The sequence below is a fragment of the Novosphingobium olei genome, from assembly GCF_037076535.1.
GTDB lineage: Bacteria > Pseudomonadota > Alphaproteobacteria > Sphingomonadales > Sphingomonadaceae > Novosphingobium > Novosphingobium olei.
Genome location: NZ_AP029021.1, coordinates 1,933,891 through 1,946,540, shown reverse-complemented (window position 1 = coordinate 1,946,540; position 12,650 = coordinate 1,933,891). Strand labels below are relative to the sequence as shown.

The 12,650-nt window shown below is 64.8% G+C and carries 11 protein-coding genes; 7 read left to right on the top strand and 4 right to left on the bottom strand.

Annotation, left to right across the window (positions count from 1 at the left end; translation table 11 throughout):
- Positions 1-164 precede the first annotated feature (164 nt).
- Together AACH40_RS18905 and AACH40_RS09155 are read left to right on the top strand one after the other, a co-directional pair.
- A complete protein-coding gene (locus AACH40_RS18905) occupies positions 165-968 on the top strand; it encodes a tetratricopeptide repeat protein (RefSeq protein ID WP_422394904.1) in 804 nt (267 codons plus the stop codon).
- 76 nt (positions 969-1,044) lie between these two features.
- Entirely contained in the window at positions 1,045-2,112 is a 1,068-nt protein-coding gene (locus AACH40_RS09155) for a CaiB/BaiF CoA-transferase family protein (RefSeq protein WP_338645824.1), read from the top strand.
- A gap of 4 nt (positions 2,113-2,116) precedes the next feature.
- Here the strand turns inward: AACH40_RS09155 and AACH40_RS09150 are convergent, their stop codons facing one another.
- Together AACH40_RS09150 and panB are read right to left on the bottom strand one after the other, a co-directional pair.
- Entirely contained in the window at positions 2,117-3,184 is a 1,068-nt protein-coding gene (locus AACH40_RS09150; protein ID WP_169493472.1) for a DUF475 domain-containing protein, read from the bottom strand.
- A 116-nt stretch (positions 3,185-3,300) separates the two neighbouring features.
- On the bottom strand, positions 3,301-4,182 hold the full coding sequence (panB, locus tag AACH40_RS09145) for a 3-methyl-2-oxobutanoate hydroxymethyltransferase (RefSeq protein WP_169493471.1): 882 nt from the start codon (positions 4,180-4,182) through the stop codon (positions 3,301-3,303).
- A 196-nt stretch (positions 4,183-4,378) separates the two neighbouring features.
- Between panB and AACH40_RS09140 the strand changes: the two genes are divergently transcribed.
- Positions 4,379-5,899, top strand: a complete 1,521-nt coding sequence (locus AACH40_RS09140; RefSeq protein WP_338646015.1) for an amino acid permease — start codon at positions 4,379-4,381, stop codon at positions 5,897-5,899.
- Positions 5,900-5,972: 73 nt separating this feature from the next.
- Here the strand turns inward: AACH40_RS09140 and AACH40_RS09135 are convergent, their stop codons facing one another.
- Complete coding sequence (locus AACH40_RS09135; protein ID WP_338645821.1) at positions 5,973-6,455, bottom strand: pyridoxamine 5'-phosphate oxidase family protein; 483 nt, start codon at positions 6,453-6,455, stop codon at positions 5,973-5,975.
- Positions 6,456-6,601: 146 nt separating this feature from the next.
- Here AACH40_RS09135 and AACH40_RS09130 point away from each other — a divergent pair, with 146 nt between their 5' ends.
- Positions 6,602-7,390, top strand: a complete 789-nt coding sequence (locus AACH40_RS09130) for a hypothetical protein (protein ID WP_338645819.1) — start codon at positions 6,602-6,604, stop codon at positions 7,388-7,390.
- Positions 7,287-8,876: a DUF6504 family protein gene (locus AACH40_RS09125; protein ID WP_338645817.1), complete on the top strand. Its 1,590-nt coding sequence runs from the start codon at positions 7,287-7,289 to the stop codon at positions 8,874-8,876. The genes AACH40_RS09130 and AACH40_RS09125 overlap by 104 nt, the downstream gene beginning before the upstream one ends.
- An 18-nt stretch (positions 8,877-8,894) precedes the next feature.
- On the opposite strand, the gene AACH40_RS09120 is transcribed toward AACH40_RS09125, so the two are convergent.
- Positions 8,895-9,788: an alpha/beta hydrolase gene (locus AACH40_RS09120; protein ID WP_338645815.1), complete on the bottom strand. Its 894-nt coding sequence runs from the start codon at positions 9,786-9,788 to the stop codon at positions 8,895-8,897.
- A gap of 157 nt (positions 9,789-9,945) precedes the next feature.
- Between AACH40_RS09120 and AACH40_RS09115 the strand changes: the two genes are divergently transcribed.
- Positions 9,946-11,193 (top strand): putative DNA modification/repair radical SAM protein, encoded by a 1,248-nt coding sequence (locus AACH40_RS09115; RefSeq protein ID WP_338645813.1) that lies wholly within the window; start codon positions 9,946-9,948, stop codon positions 11,191-11,193.
- Positions 11,190-12,644 (top strand): UdgX family uracil-DNA binding protein, encoded by a 1,455-nt coding sequence (locus tag AACH40_RS09110; protein ID WP_338645811.1) that lies wholly within the window; start codon positions 11,190-11,192, stop codon positions 12,642-12,644. Before AACH40_RS09115 ends, AACH40_RS09110 begins: the two co-directional genes overlap by 4 nt.
- The last annotated feature ends 6 nt before the right edge of the window (positions 12,645-12,650 follow it).

Sequence of the window (12,650 nt, the reverse complement as noted above, 5' to 3'; positions counted from 1 at the left end):
CGCTCGGCGATATCGGCGAATATCGCGCGATGTTGATCGTCTGTCGCAAGATTGCGCAGATCGATCCCCGAAATCCCCGCCCGCTTTTCCTGCAGGCCGTGCTCGCAGCCCGTGCGGGCGAAACGGAACTGGCGCGCACGCTGCTGCTGCGCACCGGCAATGCCATGCGTGACGTGCCCGCAGCGATCCTTCTCAACGGTGTGCTCGAATACCGCGCCGGTAACATCAACCTCGCCGTGGAGCAGTTCGATCGGTTGCTCCGTGCGCAACCCGACAATCTGCAGGCGCGCGAATTGCTGGCACGGGCGCTGAGCCGGATGGGCGATGCGCGGCAGGTGGTTAGCCGCTTCGATGTCGATGCGCGCCAGCCCTATGCCTCTCCGTACTTGCTGGACATCGTCGGCCACGCGTGGCTGCGGCTTGGCAATCGGGCGCGCGGGCAAGAGCTGCTCGCCCGGGCCGGGTTGCGCGGGACCAGGCCGGCGCAGCCGCTGGCCGCCGATCTGCCCTTGCCTGTCCTTGCCGCGCGCTATGCCGATGGGCCGCGCTTTGCTTTCAATGCGGTTCCTTATGTCCGCGCCTTGCTGGTGGCGGGACGCAAGGACGAGGCGCAGGAGGTGGCCGACAGGCTCAGCGATGCCAACCCCGGTGCTGCTGAAGCCTGGCTGCTCTCGGGCGATGTGGAGATGGCGCGCGGCAGGACGGCCGATGCGCTCGAGGATTTCGGGAGCGCTGCGGCCATCCGCTTCAACGAGCCAGTCCTGCGCCGCATGGATGCGGCGCTGCGCGCCCTTGGTCAGCGTGACAAGGCCGACGGCATGACTTCGCGGTTCCTCGCGCAGAACCCCTCCAGCATTGTCGCAATGAAGCTGCTCGCGGCCTCGTGGGCTTCGCGCGCTCCGTCGCCGGCGCGCGACCAGCTCGAAAACGCGCTTGGTGCGCGCGGGCAGGGGCGCTCCCTGCGCTGATTTTGCACTCGACAGCCGCGCCGGCGTGCGGCTATCGCCTTTTCAATCGATCAATTAAATTGCGATGGAGAGGGCAATGGCCGGCGCGCTTGAGGGTCTTACCGTTCTGGAATTCGCGGGCATCGGGCCGGGGCCCTTCGCTTGCATGATGCTGGCCGACCATGGCGCCAAGGTGATTCGGATCGAGCGTCCGGGCGTTACCGGTCGACATGGTGATGCCGGCCAGCGTGACATTCTCAATCGCAACCGGGTTCGTATCGAACTCGATCTCAAGGATTCTGCCGCGATCACCCGGATCCGGGAGCTGGTCAAGCAGGCCGATGCGATCGTCGAAGGCTATCGTCCCGGAGTGATGGAACGGCTTGGCCTTGGCCCCGACGTCCTCCTCGCCGACAATCCCAAGCTCGTGTACGGGCGGATGACCGGCTGGGGCCAGGATGGCCCGATGGCGCCGCTTGCCGGCCACGACATCAACTATATCGCGCTGTCCGGCGCGCTCCACACCTATGGCCAGGCTGGCGGCAAGCCGCAGTTCCCGGTTAACGCCGTGGGCGATTTCGGCGGCGGCGGCATGGTGCTCGCATTCGGCATCATGGCAGGCGTGTTCTCGGCCCAGCGCACGGGCAAGGGCCAGGTGATCGACGCCGCGATGGTCGATGGCGCCGCGATCCTTTCGGGCATGACCTGGACGTTCTACGGCAACGGCACTTGGAAGGACGAACGCGGCACCAACCTGCTCGATGGCGGCGCGCACTTCTATGACACGTATGAGACGTCGGACGGCAAGTGGATCTCGCTGGGCTCGATCGAGCCGCAGTTCTACGCGCTTCTGATGGAAAAGACGGGCCTTGCCGAAGATCCGCAGTTCAAGCGCCAGATGGATGCGAGCCAGTGGCCGGAGCTCAAGGAGCGGATCGGCGCGCTGATCAAGACCAAGACCCGTGACGAATGGTGCGCGATCATGGACGGCACCGACATCTGCTTCGCACCCGTGCTGAGCCTTGCAGAAGCACCGTCGCACCCGCACAACACCGCGCGTGGCACGTTTACCACTGTGGACGGCATGGTCCAGCCGCGCCCGGCGCCACGCTTCCTCGGAACGCCCGCGCCTGAGCCCAAGCTCGCGAGCGTTCCGCTCGATTGATAAACTAGTCGGCCCGGACGGCGGCTTCGATCTCGCCGTCCGGGAACTTCCGCTTGCGGCGGATCGACCAGTACAGCGAAGCGGCAATCAGAACCGCGCCGATCAGGCCGGTGATCGTCTCGGGAATTTCGTAGCGGGCCGAGGCGAGCATGATCCCGCCAAGCGCGATGATCGCCCAGAACGCACCGTGTTCGAGATAACGATATTCGGCAAGCGTACCGCGCTCGACCAGCAGGATGGTCATCGAACGCACGAACATCGCGCCGATCGACAGGCCGAGCGCGATCACGATCATGTTGTTGGAAAGCGCGAAGGCGCCGATGACTCCGTCAAAGCTGAACGATGCGTCGAGCACATTCAGGTAGAGGAAGCCGCCAAGGCCTGAACGGACCACCGCGCCGGCGGCTTTCTGGGCTTCTTCCCGCATTTCCAGCACCGTACCGATCGCCTCGACCGCAATGAAGGCGACGATGCCGAGCGCGCCTGCCACCATGAAGGTCAGCGCCTCGTCCATTGGCAGCAGCAGCGATACCCCCCACAGTGCAAGCAGCAACAGCGCGATTTCGGCGGCCTTCACGTTGGAAAACAGGGCCAGCTTCTCTTCGATCCAGTCGATCCAGTGCACATCCTTTTCATCGTCGAAGAAGAAGGACAGGCCGACCATGGCGAGGAACGCGCCACCAAATCCTGCAATGCCGATATGCGCGCCGCTGACGATCTCCTCGTAACGCCGGGGTTCGCGCAGCGACAATTCCAGCGCTTCGATGGGGCCGATTCCGGCAGCGATGGCCACGATGGCGAGCGGGAACACGATTCGCATGCCGAACACCGCGATCACCATGCCCCAGGTGAGGAAGCGCTTGCGCCACACTTCGTCCATTTCCTGCAGCACGCTGGCGTTCACCACCGCGTTGTCGAACGACAGCGATATTTCGAGGACCGAAAGCACGAGCACGATCCACACCAGCGACAACGTCGCCTGTGCCGAATGGGTTTGCCACCAGCCGTAGCCCACAGCGAGCAGGAGGCAGGCGAACGTGAAGAGGAAGGATCCCTTGAACTGGCTGAGCAAGGCTTGCGCGCTTTCGTATGAGACGGTCCGGGGCGCGCCTCTACCCCGGCAGGCCCGCGTTCGCAAAGCCTTCCGGGGCATAAGGTTCCGGACGTGCAGCCCGCGCGTCTGGAGCTTCAGGCCTTGGGAGCGCGCGGCTGGTACGTCTGCTCTTCGCCCGGGAAGCTGCGCGCGCGCACTTCCTCGGCATACTTGGCCGCTGCGCCAGAGATGACTTCGGCAATGTTTTCATAGATTTTGACGAAGCGGGGAACGCGCTCGAACATGCCCAGCATGTCCTCGGTCACCAGCACCTGGCCGTCGCACTGGGCAGAAGCGCCGATGCCGATCGTGGGGCATGCCACTGCCTGGGTGATGGCGATGGCGATCGGTTCGACCACGCCTTCGATCACCACGGCAAAGGCGCCGGCCTTGTCGAGCGCCTTGGCATCGCCCACGATCTTGGCCGCCTCTGCCTCGCTGCGGCCGCGCGCGTTGTAGCCGCCAAGCACGTTCACCGCCTGTGGAGTCAGGCCGACATGGCCCATCACCGGGATGCCGCGCTGTGTCAGGAAGGCAACCGTGGGCGCCATGGCTTCACCGCCCTCCAGCTTGATTGCGGCGCAGCCGGTTTCCTTGAGGACCCGGCTGGCACTGGCAAAAGCCTGCTCGGGGCTCTGTTCGTAAGTCCCGAACGGCATGTCGACCACCACCGCCGCGTGATACGATCCGCGCACCACGGCCGCGCCGTGCGCGATCATCATGTCCAGGGTGACAGGTACACTGGAAGGCAGGCCATAGATGACCTGGCCAAGGGAATCACCGACCAGCAGCAAGTCGCAATGCGCGTCGAGCAACTGGGCCTGCCGCGCAGTGTAGGCCGTCAGCATCACCACCGGTTCGGCAGTGACCCCGTCCTTCTTGCGCTGGCGGATCGCCGGCACGGTCAGGCGCTTCATCGGCGCCGGAGTTGGGTTGGCGCGGCTGGTTGCCGTATCGAGCTGGAAGGTAGTGGACATATTGAAAGGTTCTCTCCCGTCGGGCCTTGCGCTTCTACCCGCTGCACCAAATGCCGCAAGCAGCCGCGCAAGGCTGGGGAAAAAGCGCTTTGCGGCACAGGCGCTTCCCGCTAGCGTCCGTTTGCATAACCTGGTTACCGGTGCAACGACCGCAAGGGGGTGGTGCGTTGCGCCGCCCCGCGTTCGGGAGAAATGCATGTTCGGTCGCGTCAAACCACTCGACGCCATTCTAGCCACCGCCGAGAAGAAGTCGCTTCATCGCTCGCTCGGCCCTTTCCAGTTGACGATGCTCGGCGTCGGCGCGGTGATCGGCACCGGTATCTTCGTTCTCACCGCTGAGGCGGCGCAGAAGGCAGGTCCCGGCATGATGATCAGCTTCGTCATCGCCGGTTTCGTCTGCGCAGTCGCTGCGCTTTGCTACGCCGAAATGGCTTCGATGGTCCCGGTTTCGGGCTCGGCCTATACTTACAGCTACGCTGTCATGGGCGAATTGATCGCCTGGATGGTGGGTTGGGCGCTGATCCTCGAATATGCCGTCGCGGCGGGGGCGGTCAGCGTCGGCTGGTCCGGCTACGTGGTCGGCCTGATCGAGAACGCCTTTCACATCGATATCCCCGACCTCTTGGTGCGAGGGCCTTATGACGGGGGCCTCATCAACCTTCCGGCCATGCTGATCGCAGCCCTTGTGACTTGGCTGCTGGTCATCGGCACAAAGGAAAGCGCTTCGGTCAACGCGGTGCTGGTCGCGATCAAGGTCTCGGCGCTCACGCTGTTCATCATTCTCGCACTGCCGGTAATGAAGATGCAGAATTTCGAGCCGTTCTCGCCGCTTGGCTTCAGCGGCATCGGTGCGGCCGCAGCCTCGATTTTCTTCGCTTATGTCGGTTTCGACGCGGTCTCGACCGCGGCCGAGGAAACCAAGAACCCGCAACGCAACATGCCTATCGGTCTGATCGGCAGCCTTGCCATCTGCACCGTTTTCTACCTTCTGGTGGCCGCTGGCGTAATCGGTTCGGTCGGCGCGCAACCGATCCTTGATGGCCAAGGCATCGGTATGGAGCCCGGCAGCCGAGAACTCGCTGCACAATGTGCATCGATCGGTGATCAGGCCGTCGTCTGCTCGAAGGAAGCTTTGGCTTGGACCCTGCGTGAGATCGGGTGGCCGCAGATCGGCAACCTGATCGGACTTGCCGCAGGACTGGCCTTGCCCTCGGTCATTCTCATGATGATGTTTGGCCAGACCCGCATCTTCTTCGTGATGAGCCGTGACGGATTGCTGCCTGCATCGTTCTCGAAGATTCACCCGCGTTACAAGACGCCGCATGTGATCACGATCCTCACCGGGATCTTCGTTGCGCTGTTTGCGGCATTCTTCCCGGTGGGTCTGCTTGCCAACATCTCGAACTCGGGGACGTTGTTCGCGTTTGCGGCGGTCTCGATCGCGGTTCTGGTAATCCGTCGGCGGGAACCCGGCCGTCATCGCCCGTTCCGTACGCCTGCGATCTACCTCACTGCGCCGCTGGCGTTCTTCGGGTGCCTCTATCTGTTCTACAAGCTCGATCCGAAGAGCCAGATGCTCTTCGTGATCTGGGCGGCGATCGGGTTGGTGGTCTACTACGCTTACAGCCGTAGTCGCAGCCACGTCGGGCGCGGGCTCGTCGAAGTCCATGAAGAGGATGACGATGTGCCGCCCCAGTCGGTACCGCCGATCAGCTGATCGATCGGTCCAGGCCAGAAAAAAGGGCGTCTCCCGCGTGGGAGGCGCCCTTCTTCTTTTGGGGGACGTTTGCTTAGAGCGTCGTCTCGGCAAAGCCGCCCTTGATGTCGTCGGTCACGTTCATGCCGAGCGCCATCTTGACGGTGGCGAGAACGCCAAGGTCACCGCCCCAGATCGAGGCATCGCCCAGATCCATTCGCAGCATCAGCAGGTTGGGATCGTCTTTCCCGCCCGGGAACCAGGCCTCGACGAAGTTCGACCACTGTTCGTCCAGACGCTCGCGGCTGGTTTCCTCGACCAGATTGCCGGCAAAGCGCGCGAATACGTCATGGCCCTTGGAAGCGAACGTGGCGGTGGCCGCGCCCATCGCCGCAAAGCGGTTATCGCGCGAAGTGAAGAACCAGATCGCGCTGTTGGCATCCTTGTCGAGCTGTGCGGTCATCGGCGCGGCCGAATCGGGATCCTGATCGAGCTGGAGCATCACGTAAGGGGAGGCGGCCAGCGCCTTCCAGAACTTTTCCTTGAGCTCCTGCGGGTCGCCCTGGTCGTATTTCATGGCAGTCCATCCTGTTGTTTTGCTTAGGCCTGCAACGGGAGCCAGACGCACTTGGTTCCGCTTTCTCCTCAAGGGGAAGTCCTGTGGACATCCGGATTGCATCGTTCCGATGTTGGAACATAATAAGAACATCGGAGTCGAATCGCATGCAGTCCCTCAATCCCTCCATCCCGCCCGGCCTGCCGCCAGCGCTTGTCCGCGGGCTTTCTGCCTCTGAACGCACCGCGCGCTGGCGACCCGGTATCGCCACCGGTTGCCACCATGCTGAAATCTTCGCTTCTGGCGGGGAAGGGAGCGGCGCAGGCTTTGCCCTCTCGCTCGCGCGTGAGGCGCTGCGCAACGAAGGCTGGCGCTGTGCCCCCGGTGATCCTGTGGCTGACACGCCCGACGAACGCGCCTGGCTGTGGGTGCAGGACAAGGCCGCGCGCCGTCTCTCGGGCCGGCCCTATCGCCCCGGTCTTCCGCCCGACTTGCGCCATCGCCTGATCCACGTGGCCGCCGACAAGGCCGAAGATGCGCTGTTCGCGCTCGAGGAAGGATTGCGTTGTCGCGATCTTGCCTTCGTCATTGGCGAGATTGCGGGCAACCCCAGGGCGCTTGATTTCACCGCTTCGCGCCGGCTCAGTCTGGCGGCGGAAAGGCATGGCGTCCCCTTGTGGCTGGTGCGGCTCGATGCGGCGTGCGACCTCGGCTCGGCGCGGATGCGCTGGAAGGTCGTGGCCGCGCCTTCCCTTGCGCCGCGCTGGAACGGCCACGCACCCGGCGCCGCAAGCTGGCGCGCCGAACTGTTCCGCGCCCACACTTTCCAACCCGGACAATGGACCTTGCGCGATGAAGGCTCCGAACTCGCTTTCAGCCCCGCCACCATTCCCGCCACGTCGGGTGCTGGCGATCTGGTGCGCGCATCTGGCGATCGATCGCTGGCGGCAGGCTGAAGGCTGCAGACGGGGGGAGGGCGCCGATGCCGCCCCGGTCGTGCTCGTTGGCGAAAGCGCGCATGGCCCCCGCATCGCTGCGGTCAACGCTGCCGCTCATGACCAGGGCGCCGCTGCCGGCATGATGCTGGCCGATGCCCGGGCGCTGTGCCCGGGACTCGTGGTGCATCCCGCGGATCCAGGCGGCGATCTCGCCTTTCTCGAACGCCTGGCGCTGTGGGCGCAGCGCTGGGGGCCGTGGAGCGCGCTCGATCCGCCCGATGGCCTGATCGTCGACATCACCGGCGCGGCACACCTGTTCGGCGGCGAGCAGGCGCTGGTCGCCGATGCCGTGCGCCTTATGCAGGGGCGGGGCCTTGCCGCGCGCATTGCACTCGCTCCCACGGCGGGTGCCGCCTGGGCGCTGGCCCATTTCGGCCCGCAAGGTGCGATCCTCTCGGGCGAAGAGGATATTGCCCGCCGCCTCGGCCCGCTGCCGGTCGCGGCGCTGCGCCTGGATGATGATGTCCAGCTGCTGCTGCGCCGGCTGGGACTCAAGCGGATCGAGGATCTTGCCATGGTCGAGCGCGAGAACCTTGCTCGCCGCTTCCGCAATCGCCGCGCGCCCGCCGCCAATCCGCTCGTCCGGCTCGACCAGTTGCTCGGCCGCCTGCCTGAACCGGCCCTGCCGGTGATCGGCGTGGAAGCGCCGATGGTTCAGCGTCGGCTGATGGAGCCGATCCGCCATCGCGCCCTGCTCGATCGGGTCGCCGCCGATCTCGCCGATGACATGGCGCGCGTGCTGGAAGGGCAGGGGCAGGGCGCGCGCCGGCTCGAACTCGGGCTGTGGAAGGTCGATGGCGATGTCATTTTCCGTCAGCTCGAGATGTCTGCCGCATCGCGCGATCCGGCCCATCTCGTCCGCCTGTTCGCCGCGCGGCTCGACGATGTGGATGCAGGCTTCGGCATCGAGATGGTGCGGCTGCGCGCTTCGTGGACCGAGCCACTGGCGCTGGCGCAAAGCGATCTCGAAGCGGCGGCAGAGCGGCACGGCACGAGCCTTGCCACATGCATCGATCGGTTGACGGTGCGCCTGGGATCGCAGGCGGTGCGGCGCCCGGTGCCCCAGGCAAGCCATCTGCCCGAACGCGCACAACGCTGGCAGCCGCCCTTGGCGCCCGTCAAGACTTCACAGGAAGAATTCGAATTTCATCACAGGCCCTTGAAAATACTGGATCGTCCTGAATCGATTGCGGTGATCTATGCCGCGCCCGATGGCTTGCCGCGCGTGTTCGGCTGGCGGGGACGGCGGCACGTGATTGCGCGTGCCGAAGGGCCTGAACGCATCGCACCCGAATGGTGGCGCGAACGCTCCAGCGTGCGCCTGCGCGACTACTACCGCATCGAGGATGAAGAGGGCCGGCGCTTCTGGATCTACCGCCACGGCATCGCAGGGGATGGCCGTGGCGGCTTGCCCGAATGGTTCATCCAGGGTCTTTCGGCCTGATCGATCTCAGACGGCCCCTCACACAGGCGGCGTTACCATCGCGCTTGCGGTCATGGCATCCAGCACTTCCTGGCGATCATCCGGATCGCGTCCGGCAAGGAAGTCGAGCAGATTGGCCTTGAGCCGTTCGACCTGCGTCGCAAAAACGCCGTGCGGTTCGCCATCGTATTCGATCAGCGTCGCGTGGGGCACCGCCCGCGCCACCGCGCGTCCCGTTGCCTCGATCGGCACGGTCTTGTCCGAAGTGCCGTGAATGACCAGCGTCGGAACGGTGAAGGATGGCAGGTCAGGGCGGAAATCCGTGGTGGCAAAGGCCTTCGCCGCGGCGAGCGTGGGGCGCAGTCCTGCCATCATCGCGGTCGCCCACGAAAGCTGCAGAACCTCGTCGCTCACCGGCTGGCTGATCCAGCCCACGCCATAGAAATCCTTGAAGAACGAGGCCATGAACTTGGCCCGGTCCTCCAGCATGCCATCGGTCATCTGGTCGAAGGTCGATTGCGGCACGCCTTCGGGATTGTCTTGGGTCTTGAGCATGTAGGGCACGACCGAGGACACCAGCGCCACCCGCGCAACCCCGCGTCCGCCGTGGCGCGACATGTAGCGGGCGATCTCGCCGCCGCCCATCGAGAAGCCCACCAGCGTCACGTTGTCGCTTGCCCCGGTCGCGGCCATGACGTCAGCCAGATCGTCAGCGAACGTGTCATAGTCATAACCGCCCGATGGCTGGTCGGAACGTCCGAACCCGCGCCGATCATAGGCGATCGCGCGATATCCGGCCTCGGCCAGGGTGTGGCTGATCGGATCCCAGGAATCGCCCGACAGAGGCCAGCCGTGGATCAGGATGACGGGCGCGCCCTCACCCCAGGACTTGACGTAGAGGCTAGTCCCGTCGCGCGTTTCTATCATCGGCATGACATTGAATCTCCAAGGGTCCCGTCCACTCGCCGATCAACCGCGCAGGGCTCTGCCCGGTTCCTCGCGCCAAGGCACTCGCATTTCCCCGACGGGCTGTCTCAGCGCACGAGGCTTGCCTCTGGCCATATCCAACAATGGAACGTATAGAGAACGAATGGCCCAGCAAACCGTCATGGAACGACTCGAAATCCTGGCTGATGCCGCCAAGTACGATGCCTCCTGTGCATCGTCGGGCACGGCCAAGCGCAACAGCAAGGGCGGGAAGGGCATCGGCTCGACCGAGGGCATGGGCATCTGCCACGCCTATGCGCCCGATGGCCGCTGCATCTCGTTGCTCAAGATCCTGCTGACCAACCACTGCGTGTTCGATTGCCACTACTGCATCAATCGCAAGAGCTCGAACACGCGGCGCGCGCGCTTTACCCCGCAAGAGGTCGTGGACCTGACGCTGGCGTTCTATCGCCGCAACTACATCGAAGGGCTGTTTCTCTCCTCGGGCATCGTCAAGAGCTCCAGCCACACCATGGAGCAGTTGATAGAAGTCGCGCGCATCCTTCGGGAAGGACACGATTTTCGAGGATATATCCACCTCAAGACGATCCCCGAAGCCGATCCCGAACTGGTCGCCCGGGCGGGGCTCTATGCCGATCGCGTGTCGATCAACGTCGAACTGCCGACGGTCGCCGGGCTCACCCGCCTCGCGCCGGACAAGTCGGCCGGTCAGATCGAAGGAGCGATGGGCACGGTCAAGGACGCGATCGTCGAAGCCCGGGATGCGCGCCGCAAGTTCAGATCGGCTCCGAAGTTCGCGCCTGCCGGGCAGTCCACCCAGATGATCGTCGGCGCCGATGCGGCCAGCGATGCCGATATCGTCGGCCGCGCCAGCACGCTCTACGATCGTTTCAGCTTGCGCCGCGTCTACTATTCCGCGTTCAGCCCGATCCCTGACGCCAGCGCCGTCTTGCCGCTCAAGCGCCCGCCGCTGATCCGCGAACACCGGCTTTACCAGTCCGACTGGCTGATGCGCTTTTACGGCTATGCCCCGGGTGAAGTGCAGCAGGCGACCGATGCCGGCGGCATGCTTCCGCTCGATATCGATCCCAAGCTCGCCTGGGCTCTGAAGTTTCGGGATCGCTTTCCTGTCGATGTCAATCGCGCCCCGCGCGAAGCGCTGCTGCGCGTGCCAGGCCTTGGCGTGCGGGCGGTCAATGCGATCCTCGCCGCTCGCCGCCAGCGCCGCTTGCGGCTTGATGACATTGCCCGGCTTACGGTCTCGCTTGCGAAGGTGCGGCCGTTCCTTGTCGCTGAAGACTGGCGCCCGGTCCTCCTGACCGACAAGGCCGACTTGCGCACGCTCGTCGCGCCGAAGAAGGCGGAGCAGCTCGAATTGTTCGCGGCATGAAGCCGTTTCGCGACATGCGGCTGCCCCACGCCTGGCTTGTCACGCTGGCAGCGCCCGACGATTTTGATGGCTGGCGCGATCAGGCGCGGCGTCTGGTCCAGTGCGACGTTCCGCCAGACCGCGTGGTATGGGAAGCGCCCCACGGAGCGGGGGGCAGTGCGGGTGGCGACCTGTTCGCGCAAGGGGACCGTCGCTTGCCCGTGCCCCCTGCGGAAGCGCCGCAACCACGCGTGTCTCGGCAGTTCCTGCAGATTGCCCAAAGCGTCATCCTGCATTCGGATTCTAAAAGATTTGATCTGCTTTACCGGCTGCTCTGGCGTTTGCAGTCGCGCCCCCGGCTGATGGAGGATGCCGCCGATGCCGATGTGGGTCAGGCTGACAGGCTGGCCCGGCAGGTGCGGCGCGATATCCACAAGATGCGCGCCTTCCTGCGTTTCCGCGTTGTCGAGGAAGAAGATGGCGCGGAACGCTATGTCGCCTGGTTCGAACCCGAACATCATATCCTGCGCGCCAATGCCGGGTTTTTCGTCCGGCGCTTCACCACCATGCGCTGGTCGATCCTCACCCCGCAGGGCACGCTTAACTGGGATGGGGAGACGTTGCAGGAAGGGCCGCCGGCCGAACGCACCGATGCCCCCTCCGGCGATCCCACCGAGGACCTGTGGCGGCGCTATTATGCGTCGATCTTCAATCCCGCGCGTTTGAAGATCGGGGCCATGCTCAAGGAGATGCCCCGCAAGTACTGGAAGAACATGCCCGAAGCGGCGCTCATTCCTGAGCTTGTCGCCACGGCCCAGGCGCGCGAGGCGACGATGGTGGAAAGCGGCAAGCCGGTGTTCCAGGATCAGGAACGCCCCGTGAACCTCAAGCAGATTGCGAAGGACATCGAAGCCTGTCGCCGATGCCCGATCGGCTGCAACGGCACGGATGCGGTGGCAGGCGAGGGGCCTTCGCACGCGCCGCTGATGATCGTCGGCGAACAGCCGGGCGATGTCGAGGAACAGCAGGGCCGGCCTTTCGTGGGCCCGGCGGGGCAGGTTCTGCGATCCCATCTCGAACAGGCCGGGATCGATCTGGGCGACGCCTGGCTCACCAATGCGGTCAAGCATTTCAAGTTCGTGCCAAGGGGCAAGCGGCGGCTGCACCAGTCGCCCACCGCCAAGGAGATCGACATCTGCCGCTGGTGGGTCGAAAGCGAGCGCCTGCTGGTTCGCCCGCGCCTGATCCTTGCGCTCGGGGCCAGTGCGGCGCGCTCGCTGCTGGGCCGCACGGTCAGCGTGCAGAAGGAGCGCAGCCGCCCCCATGTTCTCGAGGACGGAACTGAACTGTGGCTCACCACGCACCCCAGCTACCTGCTGCGGCTTCAGGACGATGCCCGGGCCGGTGAGGAGCAGCGCTTTGCCGAGGATTTGCGCGCGGTTGCGGCGCGTTTGAAGGAACTGACGTCATGACGTCAG

What these genes read in the sequence shown, in the direction of transcription:
- AACH40_RS18905 (WP_422394904.1), top strand. Translation starts at nt 165, where the DNA reads ATGCGTGACGTGCCCGCAGCGATCCTTCTCAACGGTGTGCTCGAATAC.
- AACH40_RS09155 (WP_338645824.1), top strand. Translation starts at nt 1,045, where the DNA reads ATGGCCGGCGCGCTTGAGGGTCTTACCGTTCTGGAATTCGCGGGCATC.
- panB (WP_169493471.1), bottom strand. Translation starts at nt 4,182, where the DNA reads ATGTCCACTACCTTCCAGCTCGATACGGCAACCAGCCGCGCCAACCCA.
- AACH40_RS09140 (WP_338646015.1), top strand. Translation starts at nt 4,379, where the DNA reads ATGTTCGGTCGCGTCAAACCACTCGACGCCATTCTAGCCACCGCCGAG.
- AACH40_RS09135 (WP_338645821.1), bottom strand. Translation starts at nt 6,455, where the DNA reads ATGAAATACGACCAGGGCGACCCGCAGGAGCTCAAGGAAAAGTTCTGG.
- AACH40_RS09130 (WP_338645819.1), top strand. Translation starts at nt 6,602, where the DNA reads ATGCAGTCCCTCAATCCCTCCATCCCGCCCGGCCTGCCGCCAGCGCTT.
- AACH40_RS09125 (WP_338645817.1), top strand. Translation starts at nt 7,287, where the DNA reads ATGAAGGCTCCGAACTCGCTTTCAGCCCCGCCACCATTCCCGCCACGT.
- AACH40_RS09120 (WP_338645815.1), bottom strand. Translation starts at nt 9,788, where the DNA reads ATGCCGATGATAGAAACGCGCGACGGGACTAGCCTCTACGTCAAGTCC.
- AACH40_RS09115 (WP_338645813.1), top strand. Translation starts at nt 9,946, where the DNA reads ATGGCCCAGCAAACCGTCATGGAACGACTCGAAATCCTGGCTGATGCC.
- AACH40_RS09110 (WP_338645811.1), top strand. Translation starts at nt 11,190, where the DNA reads ATGAAGCCGTTTCGCGACATGCGGCTGCCCCACGCCTGGCTTGTCACG.